The sequence below is a fragment of the Pseudomonas sp. Ors-4-3C genome (assembly GCF_055755035.1).
Genome location: NZ_CM146900.1, coordinates 3,702,726 through 3,722,062 on the forward strand (window position 1 = coordinate 3,702,726; position 19,337 = coordinate 3,722,062).

Annotated in this window: 16 protein-coding genes; 9 read left to right on the forward strand and 7 right to left on the reverse strand. The window is 61.1% G+C overall.

Annotated elements, in window-relative coordinates; all coding sequences use genetic code 11:
* Positions 1-41 precede the first annotated feature (41 nt).
* From ACVHNU_RS16610 to ACVHNU_RS16630, 5 genes are all read left to right on the forward strand, one after another.
* Positions 42-1,376, forward strand: a complete 1,335-nt coding sequence (locus ACVHNU_RS16610; protein WP_103484387.1) for a TRZ/ATZ family hydrolase — start codon at positions 42-44, stop codon at positions 1,374-1,376.
* Between the two features lie 58 nt (positions 1,377-1,434).
* A complete protein-coding gene (ubiG, locus tag ACVHNU_RS16615) occupies positions 1,435-2,133 on the forward strand; it encodes a bifunctional 2-polyprenyl-6-hydroxyphenol methylase/3-demethylubiquinol 3-O-methyltransferase UbiG (RefSeq protein WP_003226919.1) in 699 nt (232 codons plus the stop codon).
* 4 nt (positions 2,134-2,137) lie between these two features.
* A complete protein-coding gene (mupP, locus tag ACVHNU_RS16620) occupies positions 2,138-2,809 on the forward strand; it encodes an N-acetylmuramic acid 6-phosphate phosphatase MupP (RefSeq protein ID WP_003226921.1) in 672 nt (223 codons plus the stop codon).
* Positions 2,810-2,976: 167 nt separating this feature from the next.
* On the forward strand, positions 2,977-3,717 hold the full coding sequence (locus ACVHNU_RS16625; RefSeq protein ID WP_003226924.1) for a YciK family oxidoreductase: 741 nt from the start codon (positions 2,977-2,979) through the stop codon (positions 3,715-3,717).
* A 362-nt stretch (positions 3,718-4,079) separates the two neighbouring features.
* Positions 4,080-5,006, forward strand: coding sequence for a GGDEF domain-containing protein (locus ACVHNU_RS16630; RefSeq protein WP_473017859.1), 927 nt, complete (start codon positions 4,080-4,082; stop codon positions 5,004-5,006).
* A 138-nt stretch (positions 5,007-5,144) separates the two neighbouring features.
* On the opposite strand, the gene ACVHNU_RS16635 is transcribed toward ACVHNU_RS16630, so the two are convergent.
* Positions 5,145-5,906: a TenA family transcriptional regulator gene (locus tag ACVHNU_RS16635; RefSeq protein WP_207199023.1), complete on the reverse strand. Its 762-nt coding sequence runs from the start codon at positions 5,904-5,906 to the stop codon at positions 5,145-5,147.
* A gap of 79 nt (positions 5,907-5,985) precedes the next feature.
* On the reverse strand, positions 5,986-8,445 hold the full coding sequence (locus ACVHNU_RS16640) for an EAL domain-containing protein (RefSeq protein ID WP_003226926.1): 2,460 nt from the start codon (positions 8,443-8,445) through the stop codon (positions 5,986-5,988).
* Positions 8,446-8,620: 175 nt separating this feature from the next.
* On the opposite strand from ACVHNU_RS16640, the gene ACVHNU_RS16645 reads away from it, so the two are divergent.
* From ACVHNU_RS16645 to ACVHNU_RS16655, 3 genes are all read left to right on the forward strand, one after another.
* Positions 8,621-10,954, forward strand: coding sequence for a hypothetical protein (locus ACVHNU_RS16645; protein WP_473017861.1), 2,334 nt, complete (start codon positions 8,621-8,623; stop codon positions 10,952-10,954).
* A gap of 174 nt (positions 10,955-11,128) precedes the next feature.
* On the forward strand, positions 11,129-11,389 hold the full coding sequence (locus tag ACVHNU_RS16650; RefSeq protein WP_473017862.1) for a hypothetical protein: 261 nt from the start codon (positions 11,129-11,131) through the stop codon (positions 11,387-11,389).
* Positions 11,353-13,239 carry a deaminase domain-containing protein gene (locus ACVHNU_RS16655; protein WP_473017863.1) on the forward strand — a complete coding sequence of 629 codons (1,887 nt, stop codon included), beginning with the start codon at positions 11,353-11,355 and terminating at the stop codon, positions 13,237-13,239. Before ACVHNU_RS16650 ends, ACVHNU_RS16655 begins: the two co-directional genes overlap by 37 nt.
* Here the strand turns inward: ACVHNU_RS16655 and ACVHNU_RS16660 are convergent, their stop codons facing one another.
* From ACVHNU_RS16660 to ACVHNU_RS16680, 5 genes are all read right to left on the reverse strand, one after another.
* A complete protein-coding gene (locus tag ACVHNU_RS16660; protein ID WP_003226931.1) occupies positions 13,240-15,057 on the reverse strand; it encodes an ABC transporter ATP-binding protein in 1,818 nt (605 codons plus the stop codon).
* The gene (locus ACVHNU_RS16665) at positions 15,050-15,652 is read right to left on the reverse strand and encodes a DsbA family protein (RefSeq protein ID WP_171061881.1); all 603 of its coding nucleotides are present in this window, start codon (positions 15,650-15,652) and stop codon (positions 15,050-15,052) included. The genes ACVHNU_RS16660 and ACVHNU_RS16665 overlap by 8 nt, the downstream gene beginning before the upstream one ends.
* Before the next feature lie 35 nt (positions 15,653-15,687).
* Positions 15,688-16,629, reverse strand: a complete 942-nt coding sequence (gene trhO / locus ACVHNU_RS16670; RefSeq protein WP_108592511.1) for an oxygen-dependent tRNA uridine(34) hydroxylase TrhO — start codon at positions 16,627-16,629, stop codon at positions 15,688-15,690.
* A 238-nt stretch (positions 16,630-16,867) separates the two neighbouring features.
* Positions 16,868-17,167, reverse strand: coding sequence for a BolA family protein (locus tag ACVHNU_RS16675; RefSeq protein WP_003226935.1), 300 nt, complete (start codon positions 17,165-17,167; stop codon positions 16,868-16,870).
* Positions 17,168-17,179: 12 nt separating this feature from the next.
* A complete protein-coding gene (locus ACVHNU_RS16680) occupies positions 17,180-17,698 on the reverse strand; it encodes a DUF2059 domain-containing protein (protein ID WP_003226938.1) in 519 nt (172 codons plus the stop codon).
* Between the two features lie 193 nt (positions 17,699-17,891).
* On the opposite strand from ACVHNU_RS16680, the gene ACVHNU_RS16685 reads away from it, so the two are divergent.
* A complete protein-coding gene (locus ACVHNU_RS16685) occupies positions 17,892-19,286 on the forward strand; it encodes a class II fumarate hydratase (protein WP_473017865.1) in 1,395 nt (464 codons plus the stop codon).
* The last annotated feature ends 51 nt before the right edge of the window (positions 19,287-19,337 follow it).

Sequence of the window (19,337 nt, forward strand, 5' to 3'; positions counted from 1 at the left end):
TACTTCGCCATCCTTTACAAAAGCACTGGAACCGACCCTCGATGCCGAAACCTGCCATTGCGCTCGACTTATTATTGCTGCCGACCTGGCTGGTACCCGTCGAACCCGCAGGCGTTGTGCTCAAGGAGCATGGCCTGGGCATTCGCGACGGTCGCATCGTGTTTATCGGCCCGCGCGCCGAAGCATTGAAGTGTAACGCCACGGAAATCCGCGAGTTGCCGGACGTGCTGCTCAGCCCGGGCCTGATCAACGCCCACGGCCACGCGGCGATGACATTGTTCCGTGGCCTGGCCGACGATCTGCCGCTGATGACCTGGCTGGAAAATCACATCTGGCCGGCCGAAGCCAAATGGGTCGATGAAGAGTTCGTCCGTGATGGCACCGATCTGGCGATTGCCGAGCAGATCAAGGGTGGCATCACCTGCTTTTCCGACATGTATTTCTTCCCGAAAGTCGCCAGCGAGCGCGTGCACAACAGCGGCATTCGCGCGCAGATCGCGATTCCGATCCTCGATTTCCCGATCCCCGGCGCCGCCAGTGCCGACGAGGCCATTCGTCAGGGCGTCGAGCTGTTCGGCGATCTGAAGCATCACGAACGGATCAAGATCACCTTCGGCCCACATGCACCCTACACCGTGGGCGACGAGAACCTGGAAAAAATCCGTGTGATCGCCGAAGAGCTGGACGCGTCGATCCACATGCACGTCCACGAAACTGCCTTCGAAGTCCAGCAATCGCTGGAGCATCGCGGCGAGCGCCCCTTGGCCCGTCTCGGTCGTCTCGGCCTGCTCGGCCCGCGCTTCCAGGCCGTGCACATGACTCAGATCAGCGATGACGATCTGGCATTGCTGGTAGAAAGCAACACCAGCGTGATCCACTGCCCGGAATCGAACCTGAAGCTGGCCAGCGGTTTCTGCCCGGTCGAGCGTCTGTGGCAGGCTGGCGTGAACGTCGCCGTCGGCACCGATGGCGCCGCCAGCAACAACGACCTCGACCTGCTCGGCGAAACCCGCACCGCCGCGCTGCTGGCCAAAGCCGTCGCTGGCTCGGCCACCGCGCTGGACGCCCATCGCGCGCTGCGCATGGCCACGCTCAACGGCGCCCGTGCCCTGGGCATCGAGGCGCAGGTCGGCTCGCTGGAGATCGGCAAGGCTGCGGACATCGTCGCGTTCGACCTGTCCGGCCTGGCCCAGCAACCGGTCTACGACCCGGTGTCGCAGCTTATCTATGCCACCGGCCGCGACTGCGTGAAACACCTGTGGGTCGCCGGCAAACAGTTACTCGACGACCGGCGCCTGACCCGCCTGGACGAACAACAGCTGGGCGTCACTGCCCGGGCCTGGGGCCAGCGCATCAGCGGCCACACCGAATCGTAAACACCGCGGAGCGGACTCTGCGGCTACAGCCCTTTTCAAGTTTTTCGAGGAATAGATCATGAGCAACGTCGACCACGCCGAAATCGCCAAATTCGAAGCCCTGGCCCATCGCTGGTGGGATCGTGAGAGCGAATTCAAACCGCTGCACGATATCAACCCGTTGCGGGTCAACTGGATTGACGAGCGGGTCAACCTGGCCGGCAAGAAAGTCCTCGACGTCGGTTGCGGCGGCGGCATCCTCAGCGAAGCCATGGCCCAACGCGGCGCCACGGTCATGGGCATCGACATGGGCGAAGCGCCACTGGCGGTCGCGCAACTGCATCAGCTGGAATCCGGCGTCAGCGTCGAATACCGACAGATCACCGCCGAAGCCCTGGCCGAGGAAATGCCCGAGCAGTTCGACGTGGTCACTTGCCTGGAAATGCTCGAGCACGTACCGGATCCGTCGTCGGTGATCCGCGCCTGCTACCGCATGGTCAAGCCCGGCGGCCAGGTGTTCTTCTCGACCATCAACCGCAACCCGAAGGCGTACCTGTTCGCCATCATCGGCGCCGAATACATCATGAAGCTGCTGCCGCGCGGCACCCACGACTTCAAGAAATTCATTCGTCCGTCCGAGCTGGGCGCCTGGAGCCGCGTTGCCGGCCTGACCGTCAAAGACATCATCGGCCTGACCTACAACCCGCTGACCAAACACTACAAGCTGGCCAGCGACGTTGACGTCAACTACATGATCCAGACCCTGCGCGAGGAGTAAGCCGATGGCCATCAGAGCAGTCCTTTTCGACATGGACGGCACCCTGCTCGACACCGCGCCGGACTTCATCGCCATCTGTCAGGCGATGCGCGCGGATCGCGGTTTGCCGCCGATGAACGACAAGCACATCCGCGACGAGATCTCCGGCGGCGCCAAGGCCATGGTCGCGGTGACGTTCTCGATGGACCCGGAATCGCCGGGCTTCGAAGAACTGCGCCAGGAATTCCTCGAACGCTACCTGGCCGGTTGCGCCGTACACAGCAAGCTGTTCGACGGCATGGGCGAGCTGCTGGCCGACATCGAGCGGGCCAACCTGATCTGGGGCGTGGTCACCAACAAACCGGTACGGTTTGCCGAGCCGATCATGCAGCAACTGGGGCTGGCCGAGCGCTCGGCGCTGCTGATCTGCCCGGATCACGTGAAGAACAGCAAGCCGGATCCGGAGCCGCTGATCCTCGCGTGCAAGATGCTTGATCTGGATCCATCGACAGTCCTGTTTGTGGGCGATGATCTGCGCGATATCGAATCGGGCCGCGATGCCGGCACCAAGACCTGCGCCGTGACTTACGGCTATATCCACCCGGACGACAACCCGCGGCACTGGGGCGCGGACGTGGTGGTGGATCATCCGCTGGAATTGCGCAAGGTGCTCGACAGCGCGCTCTGCAGCTGCTGAAAACGGCCCCTGTGGCGAGGGGATTCATCCCCGATGGGTTGCGAAGCAGCCCCCGCATTCTTTCAGGTCGATTCGCCATGCAGGTTTACGACTGCTTCGCAGCCGGTCGGGGATAAATCCCCTCACCACAGGGAAGCAGGTCTTCATGAATGGATTGTGAGGTTTTTATGTTTGATTACACCGCCCGTCCCGAATTGCTCAAGGATCGGGTCATTCTGGTCACCGGTGCCGGTCGTGGCATCGGTGCGGCTGCCGCCAAAACCTACGCCGCCCATGGCGCCACCGTGCTGCTGCTGGGCAAGACCGAGGCCAATCTGACTCAGGTCTACGACGAGATCGAAGCAGCGGGCCATCCGCAGCCAGCGGTGATCCCGTTCAACCTCGAGACCGCCCTGCCCCATCAGTACGATGAACTGGCGGCGATGATCGAAACCGAGTTCGGCCACCTCGACGGCCTGCTGCATAATGCCTCGATCATTGGTCCACGCACGCCGATCGAACAGCTGTCAGGCGAAAACTTCATGCGCGTCATGCAGGTCAACGTCAACGCCATGTTCATGCTGACCAGCACTCTGCTGCCGCTGCTCAAGCTGTCGCAGGATGCCTCGGTGGTGTTCACCTCCAGCAGCGTCGGGCGCAAGGGTCGCGCTTACTGGGGCGCCTACGGGGTTTCGAAGTTCGCCACCGAAGGCCTGATGCAAACCCTGGCCGACGAAGTCGACGGCGTGGCACCGGTACGCTCCAACAGCATCAATCCGGGCGGCACTCGTACGAGCATGCGCGCTCAAGCCTACCCAGGGGAAAATCCGCTGAACAATCCGACCCCGGAAGAGATCATGCCCGTGTATCTGTATCTGATGGGCCCGGACAGCACGGGCATCAACGGCCAGGCGTTCAACGCGCAATAACTGCCATACGTCGCTTTTGTTGCCGTGGCGGATTCCCGTCGCGGCATACATTTGCCGCCTGCCAGCGTCACATCCCAGTCAAATATCCGCCACCCAACCCCAAAGAAAAACGCCATCCTGTTGATTCATAACGGTTTTAATTTAGATGAACCGAATGGCACGACTTTCGCTCTAATTTTCCTCAAAGCATGCCGTGTGAAGGCACTGGGGCAAGGCCGATTTCGATAGCTGACTAATCGTCATCAGGCAGACTAAACTTACGCCAAATGTCCTACGGGACTGATGGATCAGTATGACGCGCAGCCCATAGCCGCTCTCACCCAGCCTGTAAGACAGACTTACTGCTTAGGGGCTCACGCCATATGAAATCACCTTCCCAGACCAATGCAATTGACTTTGACAGTGCCAAATTGCAACGCCTGGGCTTTGGTCAGCTGCCTCCGCTTCTGGAACGCCCGGCCAGCCTGGCGCAATTGCGTCAGCAAATGAGCCTGCAACTGCAAACCAGTCTTGAGCCGCAACGAATACTCGGTCTGTTTTTTCGCGAAGTTCAGCGCCTAGTGCCGCTGGATGCCTTGGTGTATGTGCATTCGGCCAGTGATCTGCGCCTGGAATTCGGTGCGCGCGGTCACCATTCGGTCAGCTACAGCCTCAGCCACGAAGGCGAGCACTTGGGCGAACTGGTGTTTCGTCGTAACCAGCGTTTCAGCGAGCAGGACCAGGGCAACCTCGAGTCCCTGCTGTCGTCGCTGTTATTCCCGATGCGCAACGCCCTGCTCTATCGCGCCGCGACGCAAAGTGCGCTGCGCGACCCGTTGACCGGAACCGGCAACCGCATCGCCATGGAGCAGACCCTGCAACGTGAGATCGACATGTCACGTCGACACCTGCAACCGTTGTCGGTGCTGATGCTCGACATCGATCACTTCAAACGGGTCAACGACAGCCACGGGCACAGCGCCGGGGATAGCGTACTCAAAGCGGTGGCGGCGTCGATCAAGGGTCAGTTGCGTAACGTCGACATGGTGTTTCGCTATGGCGGGGAAGAGTTTGTGATCCTGCTGTCCAACACCGGCCGGGACGCGGCGGCCATGGTGGGCGAACGTCTGCGCCATGCCGCACAGACTGCGGAATACTTCGCGGACGGCCAGTTGATCGACCTGACCGTGAGCCTTGGCTGCTCGACGCTGCTGCCCGGGGAATCGGCCGACAGCCTGCTGCGCCGGGCCGACAGTGCGCTGTATGTGGCCAAGCGCGAGGGGCGTAACCGCCTGGCGATGGCTGGCTGAGTTCTTCCAGACACCCAAAAACCACTGTGGGAGCGGGCTTGCTCGCGAAAGCGCTGTGTCAGTCAAACAATTGCTGACTGACACAGCGCTTTCGCGAGCAAGCCCGCTCCCACATTTGGTTTGGCGTTTTGCCGAAAATCAGCTCTCTACGAGCGCCCGACGCTCACGTCCATGCAACGCCCGCTCGGCGGTTTCCAGTTGCATGCAGCGCTCAAGGAACAGGTACATGTAGTCGTAACTCTTGCACACCGCCTGACGCAGTTCGGTCTGCAACGCCTTGCTCGGGTTCATGCCTGCCAGCGTGCAGATGATTTCCAGCGCTTCCCATGGGTGGGCGTCGTCGTACTGGGCATGCATCTTCAGCCACTTCATCGCACGCTTGCGGTCTTCTTCCGGGAACGCCGCGGCGTACACCCCGGTAGAGCAGACCAGCGCCGACCACTCCCCGGTCGCACCCTCGATGGCGTAGTTGGTGGCGGCGATGGCGACGATCAGCGAATCTGCCGAGCTCGTATGCCAGCACCAGTGGCTCAGGGCATGCAGTTCCGGCGGGACTTGCTGGGCCTGCAGATCCTCCAGGCTGACGCCATGCGCGCGACTCCAGTTCAGCCAGTAGTCGGCATGATTGAGTTCGACGCGGATGTTGCGCATCAGCCAGCGGCGCGCCATATCCTCCCCAGGATGACGGGCAAACTTGGTCTTGGTCAGGTTCTGTGCCATATACAACGCAAACTGTTCAACAACTGGCCAGCCCCCGATCAGGTACTGGCGCATGGTTTTCGCGCTGAGCTTGTTATCGCGCATGCGCATGTACAGTTCATGTTCGACAACCCGGCGCTTGCTCTCGCTGCAATCCGTAATGAGCTGTTGTGCCCAGGCAGGATAACTTGCAGCTTCCATGAGTGGTCCGGTTCGGTTGAATGTGTCGATCACTGTTCGGCTCCTTTTGATTTGTGATTGTAAGGATCGGCAAGAGCTTTCAACGGAACGTGCCAGGCGCCTTGAACAACAACGGCTGCGGTCTGGCGGGCCGACTTTGCAAACTGTCGCAGGTAAACAACTGCGGGCGTTCGATGACATAACCCTGAGCGTAATCCACCCCGATTTCAAGCAATGCCTGCTCGATCTGGGTTGTCTCGACAAACTCGGCAATTGTCTGCTTACCCATGACATGCCCGATGTGATTGATCACTTCGACCATAGCGCGGTTAATCGGGTCGTCCAGCATATCCTTTACGAAACTCCCGTCGATCTTCAGGAAGTCTACAGGCAAATGTTTCAAATAAGCGAATGAAGACATTCCGGCACAAAAGTCATCAAGGGAGAAGTAACAACCTAAGCCTTTGAGTTCATTAATAAATCGAATTGCACTCCCGAGATTTGCAATTGCACTGGTTTCAGTAATTTCAAAACAAATCATTTCAGGTGGTATGGCGTAAACAACAAACTGTTCACGCAGGAAGTGCAAGAACGCGTCATCTCCGATAGTAATGCCTGAAAGATTAATCGCACACATTGCCAACGGACCTTCATGTTGTTCGGCAATACATTGGGCAATGACTTTAAAAACATTCTCGACGACCCAACGGTCCAGTTGACTCATCAGGCCATATCGTTCGGCCGCCGGGATGAAACTGTCCGGCAGGATCATCCGCCCGGCCTCGTCATGCAGACGCAGGAGTATTTCGATGTGCCCGCCGCCCTCCGCCGTGGAACCCAGCGGAGCGATTTCCTGGGCATAAAGGCAGAAGCGGTTTTCTTCCAGTGCCATGTGCAGGCGCTGCACCCAGGCCATTTCGCCGAAACGCAGGGACAGTTCGGAATCATCGGCGTGATAGACCTGCACCCGGTTGCGGCCCTTTTCCTTGGCCATGTAGCAAGCCATGTCGGCCGCGCGCAATGACGCTTCGAGGGTGGTCGGGGTCTGGGCGATGTGCACCAAGCCGAGACTCACGGTGGTGAGGAACGGCCGCCCCTTCCATACGAAGTGCAGGTTCTGCACGGTCTGGCGCAGGCTCTCGGCGATTTTCTCGGCGGCTTCCGGGGCGCAGTTCTCCAGCAGAATACCGAACTCGTCACCGCCGAGCCGCGCGAGGGTGTCGCTCTCGCGCAAGCCCGATTGCAACAGCGTGCAGATATGCCGCAGCAACTCATCGCCGGCGGCGTGACCACAGGTGTCGTTGACCAGTTTGAACTGGTCCAGATCAAGGAACATCAGCGCATGCCGACCGGGCTGGCGCGTCAGATTGTGCAGGGCCTGCTCCAGGCGATACTCGAATTCGCGGCGGTTGGCCAGACCGGTCAGGGCATCGTGGGTCGCCTGCCATGACAGGTTGGCGATGTACTGCCGTTCCTGAGTCATGTCATGCAGCACCAGCACCGTGCCACTGACTTTCTCGGCATTGCGGATCGGCGCGCCCACCAGTGTCACAGAAACCGTACTGCCGTCCAGGCGCTGGATCAGCTTGGAGTGCTCGCTGCCGCCGACCAGTTGGCCGCTGAGAATATGTTCGATCAGCGTCAGCCCTTCGGCCTGCGCGTTGTCGTCCAGGAGATTGAACAACGCGGCCAGAGGCAGGCCCGCTGCGTGCTCGGACTTCCAGTGCGTCATGGCTTCGGCCGCAGGGTTCATGTAATCGATCGCGCCGTTGACATCGGTGGTGATCACCCCGTCGCCAATCGATTGCAGAGTGATGTGCGCCCGATCCTTCTCCAGCTGCAGCGCCTGGGCAAAGGCATGGCGCTGCTTGAGCAGTTTGTGGGTGCGCAACAATGCCAGCACGATCAACCCCAGCGCTGTGGCCAGGTTGGTGAACAACAGCAGGCGCAGGATCATCCGCGAGCCTTCGCCCAAAGCATCGCTGAACGCTCTGGCCGCCGGTGTCACACCGTCATTGATGGCGAAAATCCGCGCCTTCCAGCGCTGAATGTCAGCCGGCGTCGCAGCGTTGTCGCTGATGCGCTGATGCATCTCGCGAGCGACATTGTCCAGCTCGACCAGATAGGCATCGCCAATCGTCCAACGGTCGATCGCGGTTTCCAGATAACTGAAATGGCGGAAATTGAGGTACAGCCAGATCAGGCTCGAGACGTCGTCGGGGTGGTTGCCGCCCTTGAGAATACCTTCGCGCGCCGCCTGCAGATCCGGCGGTTGACGATCGAGCGCCAGGCGCAACTGGTGACCACCCTGCGGCACGGCAATCGCTTCCTTGTACTTGAGGAAGATCGCCTCGTCACGGCTGTCGGCGTAGAGGTTCAGATAATAGATGGCGTCCTTCTGGCCCTTGGACCAAAGACTTTCACCGGCGACATAGCCGCGAACGGCCGACAGGACGTAAAGACTCACGCCCCCCAATAAAGCCTGAAATAACACGACGGCAATAAATGGCCAGACGATGCCCAACAACCGTGGCGTTCCGAGAGTCCTTTTTTGCTTCATGAGGTCCTTTGCACATGCACTGCCATCATCAAGAGGAGACCGCTAGAGCCAGACTAGGGGGCGATCCCCCTTCCGGCAAGCCGGAACACTTTCAAGCGACGATACATATGTACCGCACCCCGGGTCAGCGATACTTCGACACTGACGGCTTTCAATCATTCAAGAGCCGTTTCCCATGCCGTCACCTGCTTCCGCGCTGCAACGCCATACCGCCCAACAGAGCGAATACCGCGCAATGACCAGCGCCCTGCGCGCCGTGCTCAGCGCTTCGAGTTCACTGGAGACCTATTACCTCGCGCCCCAGACCCATTCACGCCTGGGTACAGCCCATGACCAGGCGCAAAACCTGCTGCAAGCACTGTTCGCAGACAGCGGCGCACCCGCCTTGACCGCGCACCTGCAAGCGTCCAAAGGCTCACTGCTGCAAGTCAGCGCCGTGGCCGATCAATGCAGCTTTACCTTCACCCGTCGCGATCAAAGCATTGCCAGCCACACCCTCAAGGACATGGCCAAGGCATCGGCGGCGATTCGCCGCTTCCACCAAGCGTTGCTGAGTATAGGCGCACACCTGCGTTCCGACAGGCTGCTGCCGCTGTCGCAGCTGTTGCGCGAGTCCGGGTTCACCTTGCCGGGCACCGTGGATGCCCTGGCGCTGACCAGCCTGATCGACGCCGTCGAAGAACAGCGCGCCAGCCACCGCCTGAATCTGCGACAGGCCCCGGCGCTCGCAATATTGATGAGTGCGGACGATAAAGCGGCGATCCACGATGTAATCGGCGATTGGCTCAACGGTAAAACCCTGTCAGCCCTCGACTGCCTCGCCAATGCGACAACCCCCTCGCTGACGCGCATGCAGATTGCCAGGCATCCCGCCACTTGCCTGGAACGCCTGCTCGACAGCGCCCAGGCCCGGGATCTGGGCCAGCGCCTGCTGCAAAAACTGCAGTGGTACGGCGCCCGAGCCGATGAACAGACCGTCCCGGACATCGGTGCGCGCCTGCTGCTCGAAGCGCTGTGCCTGTGGTACGAGGTGCCCGAAGAGCGCGGCTCGCCCCAAGTCGCCGGTTTCGCCCCGCAATCTCGCGCGCAATACGGGAAAAGCTACGCAGCCATCCGCAGGGATTTTTTGTTCCATCTCGATACCTCAAAGCGGACTTCGACAGAAACCGAGCAACACCTGTTGGGATGGCTTTGCCTGACGCGGTTTCCGCTGGAGTTTCAGTTGCGCGACATTCCGGACGACTTGCCCTACGCCAGCTCGGCGGTCTGGGTCAATTTCGTGCATGGCGTCCACCTCGCCCATGCCCTTGATCCAGAGCTGCTGCACTTTCTGAACTTTGAACAACTGGTCGGCCTGCCGCTGAAGAAAAGCGAAAACGCCAGCAATGACCTGCAAGCCCTGATCGCCGTCTCACGCGTGGCGGCTGCGCATACCTGGGCCCTGGCGACCGGCGCATTGGCACCTTCAGACGAAGCACCCACCGCGACCCTCGCCCTGCAAGCGCTGGAGGATCACCGCAAGCAGATGAACACGGCGATCCTGCAACTGGATGTCGAACCACCGCAACGCCTGCCCCTGGCGAAACAAATGCTGGAGCGCGCGCTGGCCAACGACCTGTACGAACACAGCAACATCCAGCTCAAGCGTCACCCTCATGAAGATACCAGGCGCGTGCGCCGCAGCATTATCGACACCCCGGACGTGAAGCAACCCGCCTGGCCGCTGCTGGAGGTCTATGCCAGCGGCGGGCTCGAACCCGACATGAAGTGGTATGTCAGTGACGACGGCAAGATCGCCCAGGAATGGATCAGCCTGAGCGCCGAACGCACACTCGACAGCGGTTTCGTCGCCAGCAAAGGCCCGGGGCGGCCGCTGTCGCGATTTCCACGCAAGCGCAAATTACCCGATGTCAAAAAAGCATTCGACGAGCAGTTCGACAAGTACCTGAGCGATACCCGAGCCGCTTATGAATACCTGATCAAAAGCCTGCTGGTCACCCTGCCCTCGACCGACCGACGCGCCCTGGAGCACGGCGAAGTACGGATTCTCAGCCTCAGGAACGAGACCCGGCACCTGCATGCCGACCTCGAAACCGCCGAGATTCACCTGCCGCTGCGCATGCGCATGGGCTTCGTCCTGCAGGCGACTTATCAGACAGTCTCACATTTCTACGAATGCCTGCCTCGCGCCGGCATCATCCGCAAGCGCGGGGACGTGACGACGTGGCATATCGGTGGTCAACGCATACCGCCCCTGCCGCCAAAACGCGGCAGAACCAAAGGCCAGAGCATCACCCGTATCGTCGCACGCACGCTGCCGTTCGATCGCAATGCGCACAAGGACGGCGCACCCCCCAAAACCGGCGCCAAATGCACGGCGATTCTTGAGCCGCTGGGCGACGCCCTCAAAGCGTCAGCGCTGCCTCCCATCCATCACGAGAGCCTGCCGAGTCTGACCTTCACCTCGGCCCGGACCGCACAGATCAGCCGTTTCATCGCCACCCGGTAGCTCTACATCGACGAGCAGGCACTGCGCCGCGAAGCATGGGGAGAAACCCGCTTCGAGCGAGAGGACAAAAAGCAACACTGGATCCACGTACTCAAAGCGTTCATTCCGTTCTGGGGCAGCCTCGACGATCTGCAATCGGACAAGCCCGGCACACGCCTGCTGGGGGCCATCGGCTTGCTGCTCGACATCGTTTCGTTCGCGATCCCCCTGGGCAAATTCGTCGCCGGCAGTATTCGCCTGGCGGTCTCGGCCGGCAAACTGGCGATTCGCGCGGCGCTGCCGAGCATGGCGCAACTGAGCAAAACCCTGCTGGTTTCCAGCCTGCGCAACCTCAATCCACTGGACGCCGCCCCCGCCCTGCTCAAGCTCGCGTTGCGCGGCACGGTGCGGTGCGGGCCGTGGCGCATGCCGAACGCCTCGCCGTGTCGCGCCTGAAAAGACTCGCCGGCAGGAGCGGCAGCTATGATCTTTTGCAGGGGTTGCCGCAGACGCTTGAGGCGGGACACTGGAAACCGCTGAGTCAGGCCGACCAACTCGCGGTGGTCAAGGGCATTGATGACGTACCGGTGCGCAATGTGGCGGTGGACGGCACGCGCCATCACGTGCTGGATCCGTTCTCTGGCCAGCCCTACGGCCCCCGGCTGACCGTGCAGGACCACGACCTGTCGCTGGGTCGCTCGCACTACAGTGGCACCCGCAAAGGCGATGAGCAGATCGTCATCGAACTCCCGCAAAACAGCCGGATAGAGCACCTGCCTGAGGTCGACGGGCGTACCACGTTGCTGATCGACGACGTGCCCTACCGACTCGACGGCGATGAACTGCGCCGGGTCGATCTGCTCGACGAAAGTGCGCACTGGACCACGCTGCCCTGCCGGATCCGCCGTGCGCCGGGTAGCGGGGGTGATTGCCGCGTCAGTTACATCACCGGTGAGCCGGCACCTGTGCCACCGCTCGGCTCCATCGACAAGGAAAAAGGCTACGCACCATGGTTCGGCGAGCGGATCTCGGAGCCTGGCGGCCTGCCCGAACATCGAGGCACATTCCTGGCGGTCGATGCCAAGCTTTACCAGATCATCGGCAACAGACCGAAACTGCTCACTGGCGACCTCAAACATCTTGGGTTCGGTAGTAGCCGTCTGGTACCGAGGCAGCAGATTCAAGCGACGCTGCAGTTTCGCAAAGGGATTTTTGCCCGGATCAAGACTGGCGGCACGTATGAGGGGATCGATGATTCGCATCAGGTCGGCGCAATCCTGGTGCCGGCCATCGACGACTCGGCCGACTACGTATTCTTCCGGGTCAATCGCATGGAGAACTACCAGGCCACCATCGCCAAAGGCGAAGTACCGCCCAATCGATTGACCTTTAATCGTCTCTCCGAGCAAGAGCTGGCCGAGGGCACATGCGGCTCGGAACTGGTGAGGGCCTACTCCGGCTCGCTGCATGCCAACACCATGGTGCGCCTGCACGGTCTGGAAAAAGTGCAGCGTGCGGTGCGCACCATGGAACGGATCGCGATCCCCATCGGCGGCACGGCCAATCCTCCCGCCAACATGAAATGGCTGAAGCTCGACACCAGCCCGGGCGAGGCGGTGATGTTCGATGAATTGACCCGGATGATCGTTGCCCAGTTGCCTGAAGGGGCCGCGACCTGGTCGCGTAAAAAAGACGCACCGGCAGCCTTTCAACTCAAAACCGCAGAGATTTTCGAAACCCTCTTCTTGTCGTCGACCATTACCGGGATCAAAAAAACAGCGCTGCGCATCGATAACGCCATGCGCGAGCTACAGAAACTGCTGCCTGTGAGTGAAAAAACGTCCAACATGCGCAACATTGCCTACGCCGAAGTCATCACTGCGAGCGGCCAGCGGGAAATCTACGTCAGCGTTTCCGGTGCCCAGGGCACCACCCAGCGCTTGCCGTTGTTTCGGCACCTGGGCCCCGAATCTGTGCGCATTGGCCAAACGACCTACATCAATATCGACTACAACCCGAGCTTTCCGCGAACCTCGCTGGACGTGAACGAACAGGAGCACCTGCTGGCCGTGCCGCTGACGATCAAGGAGTTGGAGGCCTATGAGCAGACAAAAACCTTTCGCCCGACTTCACTGGACAGTGAAAGCAAGCTGATTCGGGTCCTGCGCGAAAAATATCCCGATCCTGCGGAGTACCGCTCCATCGACATCGCGACGACCCTGGAGCCGTGCAGGTCCTGTTCGGTGCTGATGAAACAGTTCGCCCACGACGGCGGGGATGCCGCATTGCAAGTGCTCTGGGCCTGATTACAGGCGCTGCAAGTGGCCGTAAAGCTTGGCGTAGAGACCGCCATCGGCGATCAGTTGCTGGTGGTCGCCATCCTCGGCCACCTGCCCGCCGTCGAACACCAGCACGCGGTCTGCCTGCTTCACCGCTGACAGGCGATGGGCAATGATCAGCGTGGTGCGGCCGCTGAGGAAGCGCGCCATGGCCTGATGCAGGTTGTATTCGGTGGCGGCGTCGAGGGCCGAAGTAGCCTCGTCGAGAATCACCACTTTCGGTTCGGCGAGGATCATCCGCGCAATCGCCAGACGCTGGCGCTGACCACCGGAGAGGCGTACGCCGGAACGTCCGACGATGCTGTCCAGACCGTCGGGCAAGGCGCGGATCGTCGCTTCCAGTTGGGCGATTTCCAGCGCCTGCCAGCAGGCTTCGTCGCTGCGATCACGGCCCATGGTCAGGTTGGCGCGCACGCTGTCGTTGAACAGCGCCGGGTGTTGCAGCACCACCGCGACGTTTTCGCGAATCAGTTCGAGGCCGATTTCCTGCTGGGTCGAACCGCCGAAACGGATGGTCCCGGACAACGGCGTGTACAGCCCCAACAACAGTTGCACCAAAGTGCTTTTGCCGCCGCCGCTGGCGCCGACAATCGCGACTTTCTCACCGGGGGCGATGGACAGGTTCATCTGGTCCACCACCAGCTCATCGCCGTAACCGAAGCTCAACCCCTGCACCTCAATGCCCACGGTTTCCCGGCCCTTGAACGGATCGACACCACCGGGATATTGCGGCTCGTCGGCCCGCGCCAGCAGTTCGTTGATCCGTGCCAGCGCCCCGCCCGCCGCGTAGTAGGCGTATTGCAGATTGAGCAGTTGTTCGACCGGACCGATCATGAACCACAGGTAACTGAACACCGCGAGCATCTGGCCGATCGACAGGTCGGAGAACAGCACGGTGAGCATCGCCGCCGCGCGGAAGATGTCGATACCGAACTGGAACAGCAGACCGCTGGCACGGTTCGAAGCGTCGGTTTTCCACTGCGAGTTGACCGCGTAATTGCGCACTTCCTGCGCGCGCAGACCGAGGCGGCCGAGGAAGAAACCCTGACGGTTGCCGGCGCGCACTTCCTGGATCGCATCGAGGGTTTCGCTCAAGGCCTGAGTGAAACGCGAGGTGCTGTCGTTCTCCAGCTTCTTCAGGTGCTTGACCCGTTTGCCCAATTGCACCGTGGCGTAGATCACCAACGGGTTGAACAGCAGGATCAGCAGCGCCAGCTTCCAGTGCATCCACATCAGGATGCTCGCGGTGCCGACCAGGGTCAGCATCGCCACCAGAAAACGGCTGAGGGTTTCGCCGACAAATTTGTCGAGAGTGTCGAGGTCAGTGACCAGATGCGTGGTCACGGTGCCGCTGCCGAGGCTTTCGTATTCGCCGAGGGAAATCCTTTTCAGGCGCTCGATCAGCCGCACACGAATGCGGTAGACGATGTCCTTGGCCAGCCGCGCAAACAGCCGCGCCTGCAACACGCCAAAGCACAGGGCACTGCAACGCAGGGTCAGAGTGACCACCAGCATCAGGCCGATGTAGCCCGCCGCCTGTTGCCACATCGACGGCAACACATGGTTCATGACTTTCAACGCAGCGTCGCCATGGCCGAGCAGGACTTCGTCCACCAGCAATGGCAGCAGCAACGGAATCGGCACGCTGCACAGCGTCGCCAGCACGGCCACGCCGTTGGCGATCCACAGGGATTTCTTGTGATGTAGCGCCAGACGCCGGACTTCTGCCCAGCTCAGCCGGTCGACACGCTTTACGGCTGGCGTGTCATCGGCCAGGTCAGGCACAGGCGGCGCGCTCCAGCCAGCGACCAAGCAGCGGCGAGAGTTCGCTGAGCGGTTGATAGCCGTTGGTCAGCAGCGCCAGTTGGCCATTGCGCTCGGCGAGCAGGGTCGGGAACCCGGCGATGCCCAGATCCTGCACCCAGCTGAAATCAGCCTGAGTCGCTTTGTGCTGATCGGCATGATCGAACAGCGCGGCAAACTCGATACGCGGCACGCCGGCCTGCTCCGCCAGCTCGACCAACACGCTGGCCTGGGTGACATCGCGACCTTCAGCGTAAAACGCCTGCTGGATCAGCCCGACCAGTGTCCACGCACAATCCGGCGCCAGACTGCGCGCGGTGACAATCGCCCGGCAGGCTGGCTCGGTGTCGTAGACGAAACCGTCGGGCAACGCGCCGTCGAATTTGAACGGCTGGCCGGTGGCTTCGGTGACCGCTTGCCAGTGCTCGAGGATGTAGCGCCGCGTGGTCGGTTCCAGCGCCGCACCGCTGCCGGTGCGCAGCCCGCCGACCACCAGGTGCAACTCGACGCCGGCTGCCTGCGCCTGCTCGACCAATGCCTTGGCGACCGGGGCGAACCCCCAGCACCAGGAACACATCGGATCCATCACATAGAGCAGGCGCGCAGACATGATTAAGCCTCGGTGGATGCTTGTTTATAGTTGTAGCCGATCGGGTGCGGCATGTTGCGCGCCTTGGCCAGTTCGATCTGCTTCTGCCGATCGATGGCGCTGCGGCGGGTTTTCTCGCTCAGCTTGTCCCAGCAATGCGGGCAGCTGATGCCGGCCACGTAATGTTCGGAAGCACGATCTTCAACACTGACCGGTGTGCGGCAGGCATGACATTGATCGTAGTCGCCTTCGCTGAGGTCGTGACGCACGGTCACCCGGTTGTCGAACACGAAGCAGTCGCCCTGCCACTTGGTTTCTTCCTGCGGCACTTCTTCGAGGTACTTCAGGATGCCACCCTTGAGGTGGTAAACCTCTTCGAAACCCTCGCCCAGCATGTAGCTGGAGGCTTTCTCGCAGCGAATGCCGCCGGTGCAGAACATCGCGACCTTCTTGTGCACGGCCGGGTCGAAGTGTTCTTTGATGTAATCAGGGAATTCGCGAAAACTGGTGGTTTTCGGATCGATGGCGCCTTCGAAGGTGCCGATCGACACTTCGTAGTCGTTGCGGGTGTCGATCAGCAGCACTTCCGGGTCGCTGATCAGCGCGTTCCAGTCCTGCGGCTCGACGTAGGTGCCGACCTTTTTGTTCGGGTCCACGCCTTCGACGCCGAGGGTGACGATCTCTTTCTTCAGCTTGACCTTGGTGCGGTAGAACGGCTGCTCGTCGCAATACGACTCTTTGTGATCGATGTCGATCATGCGCGGGTCGTTCTTCAGCCAGGCGAGCAGGCCATCGATGCCTTCGCGGCTGCCGGACACGGTGCCGTTGATGCCTTCTTCGGCGATCAGCAGGGTGCCTTTGATACCGTTGTCGACCATCGCTTGCAGCAGTGGCTCGCGCAGGTTGACGTAATCTTCGAGGGTGACGAACTTATACAGTGCCGCCACGACAATCGGTTGTGTCATGGGTAATTCTCCAGGTGGCTACCCTCGCAAAGGGTGAACCGGATTCAAAAAAAACGCGCCGGCTGAGCGGCGCGTTGCGGATTCTAGCAAAAACACAGCAGTTTTAGGATCTGACGAAACCCTGTGGCGAGGGAGCTTGCTCCCGCTCGGCTGCGAAGCAGTCGCAAAACTCGGATCTTGGGAGTGCTGCGCACTCCAGCGGGAGCAAGCTCCCTCGCCACAGCAGCCCTCGCAATCCTCAGTGTTTGCTACCGCCGGCACAGGTCGGCGACGCCGGGGCGGCGCCGACTTCTGCCCATTCCTGCGGGGTGTAGGTGTGCAGCGCCAACGCATGGAACTCGCCCATCAGCTCGCCGAGCGTGCCGTAGACTTTCTGGTGGCGCTTGACCCGGTTCAGGCCTTCGAACTGCGCGCTGACCACCACTGCCTTGAAGTGCGTCTGTAACCCGCGACTGTGCATGTGGCTTTCGTCCAGCACTTGCAGATGCTCAGGCTGCAGCAGGCCCAGCGTCGATTCGATGCGTTGTTGCATGGTCATCACGAACTCCGCTTACTTCTTCTTGGCCGGGGCTGCGCCTTTCGGTGCCAGCTCGTTGGTCATGTCGTCGAGCAGCTTGTTGACCACCGGCACGGCGCTTTCCAGCTTGGCCTGGGTCATCTGGGCCGATTGCTGGGTCAGCTGCGGCATTTTTTCCAGGACTTTCTTGCCCAGTGGCGACTGGTAGAACGCGACCAGATCTTTCAGCTCGGATTCGCTGAAGTTGCTGGTGTAGAGCTTGACCATGTCAGGCTTGAGCTTGTTCCAGCCGATGGCCTGGTCCAGAGCGGCATTGGCCTTGGCCTGGTAGGTTTCCAGTACGGCTTTCTTGGATTCCGGGGCTTTGGTCTGTTCAAAGCGCTGGGCGAACATTTGCTGCACTTGCATGTAAACCGGCGTACCCAGTTTGTCCGCGTGCGCCAGGGTCAGGAAAGCTTCGGCACTGGCGTTGTGGCTGGCGGTATCGGCAAGCACCTGGCCGCTGGCGCAAACCAGTGCAACCGCGGTACAGATGGCACGAAGACGAGTCATCGAGTTTCCTTTTCTAGCAGGCGAGGTAAAACCCCAAGGGCGCCCATTCTGCGCCTGAATAACGCCACGGCTCAACCCCCGAGCCTTGCCGCGCTTGATTGGCCATGCCGCAGCGGTCAACAATCAGCTCGATGGAACCACCTGGCCCCGACCGGGCCTAAACTGCGCAAACAGACCAACAGGAGTGTGCACGATGAGCCGTATCGAAACCGACAGCCTGGGCCAGATCGAAGTCCCGGACGACGCCTACTGGGGTGCTCAGACGCAACGCTCGCTGATCAACTTCGCCATCGGTCAGGAACGCATGCCGCTGCCGGTCCTGCACGCCCTGGCCCTGATCAAGAAAGCCGCTGCCCGGGTCAACGACCGCAACGGCGATTTGCCCGCCGACATCGCCCGCCTGATCGAACAAGCCGCCGACGAAGTGCTCGACGGTCAGCATGACGACCAGTTTCCGCTGGTGGTCTGGCAGACCGGCAGCGGCACCCAGAGCAACATGAACGTCAACGAAGTGATCGCCGGCCGTGCCAACGAGCTGGCCGGCAACCCGCGCGGCGGCAAGTCGCCGGTGCACCCGAACGATCACGTCAACCGCTCGCAAAGCTCCAACGACTGCTTCCCCACCGCCATGAGCATCGCCACCGCCAAAGCCGTGCAGGAGCAATTGCTGCCGGCGATCGCCGAGCTGTCCGGCGGCCTGGCCGAACTGGCCGCACGTCATATGAAACTGGTGAAGACCGGCCGCACGCACATGATGGATGCGACGCCGATCACCTTCGGTCAGGAGCTGTCAGGGTTCATCGCGCAGCTGGATTACGCCGAACGGGCGATTCGCGCCGCACTGCCGGCGGTGTGTGAACTGGCGCAGGGCGGCACTGCCGTCGGCACCGGTCTGAATTCGCCGCACGGCTTTGGCGAAGCGATTGCTGCAGAACTCGCCGCGCTGTCCGGTCTGCCGTTCGTCACCGCGCCGAACAAGTTTGCCGCGCTGGCCGGGCATGAGCCGCTGACCAGCCTGTCCGGCGCCCTGAAGACCCTCGCCGTGGCGCTGATGAAAATCGCCAACGACCTGCGTCTGCTCGGCTCCGGTCCTCGCGCAGGTTTGGCCGAAGTGAGGCTGCCGGCCAACGAGCCGGGCAGTTCAATCATGCCCGGCAAGGTCAACCCGACCCAGTGCGAAGCGCTGTCGATGCTGGCCTGTCAGGTGTTGGGCAACGATGTCACCATCGGCATCGCGGCGAGTCAGGGTCACCTGCAACTGAACGTCTACAAACCGGTGATCATCCACAATGTGCTGCAATCGATCCGCCTGCTCGCCGATGGCTGCAGCAACTTCCAGCAGCACTGCATCGCCGGTCTTGAACCGGACGCGCAGGTCATGGCCCAGCACCTGGAACGCGGTCTGATGCTGGTGACCGCGCTGAATCCGCACATCGGTTACGACAAGTCGGCGGAAATCGCCAAGAAGGCTTACGGTGAAGGCCTGACATTGCGCAAGGCGGCGCTGCAGCTGGGGTATCTGACCAGTGAAGAGTTCGATGCCTGGGTGCGGCCGGAGAACATGATCGAGGCTGGCGCCAAGGGCTGAGATTTGTAGCGCCTGACAGGCCGCCTTCGCGAGCAAGCTCGCTCCCACATT

Coding starts and splice junctions, on each gene's coding strand:
- ACVHNU_RS16685 (WP_473017865.1), top strand. CDS start 17,892: ATGAGCCGTATCGAAACCGACAGCCTGGGCCAGATCGAAGTCCCGGAC.
- mupP (WP_003226921.1), top strand. CDS start 2,138: ATGGCCATCAGAGCAGTCCTTTTCGACATGGACGGCACCCTGCTCGAC.
- ACVHNU_RS16625 (WP_003226924.1), top strand. CDS start 2,977: ATGTTTGATTACACCGCCCGTCCCGAATTGCTCAAGGATCGGGTCATT.
- ACVHNU_RS16680 (WP_003226938.1), bottom strand. CDS start 17,698: ATGACTCGTCTTCGTGCCATCTGTACCGCGGTTGCACTGGTTTGCGCC.
- ACVHNU_RS16640 (WP_003226926.1), bottom strand. CDS start 8,445: ATGAAGCAAAAAAGGACTCTCGGAACGCCACGGTTGTTGGGCATCGTC.
- ACVHNU_RS16665 (WP_171061881.1), bottom strand. CDS start 15,652: ATGTGTTCCTGGTGCTGGGGGTTCGCCCCGGTCGCCAAGGCATTGGTC.
- ACVHNU_RS16630 (WP_473017859.1), top strand. CDS start 4,080: ATGAAATCACCTTCCCAGACCAATGCAATTGACTTTGACAGTGCCAAA.
- ubiG (WP_003226919.1), top strand. CDS start 1,435: ATGAGCAACGTCGACCACGCCGAAATCGCCAAATTCGAAGCCCTGGCC.
- ACVHNU_RS16635 (WP_207199023.1), bottom strand. CDS start 5,906: ATGGAAGCTGCAAGTTATCCTGCCTGGGCACAACAGCTCATTACGGAT.
- ACVHNU_RS16645 (WP_473017861.1), top strand. CDS start 8,621: ATGCCGTCACCTGCTTCCGCGCTGCAACGCCATACCGCCCAACAGAGC.
- trhO (WP_108592511.1), bottom strand. CDS start 16,629: ATGACACAACCGATTGTCGTGGCGGCACTGTATAAGTTCGTCACCCTC.
- ACVHNU_RS16610 (WP_103484387.1), top strand. CDS start 42: ATGCCGAAACCTGCCATTGCGCTCGACTTATTATTGCTGCCGACCTGG.
- ACVHNU_RS16675 (WP_003226935.1), bottom strand. CDS start 17,167: ATGACCATGCAACAACGCATCGAATCGACGCTGGGCCTGCTGCAGCCT.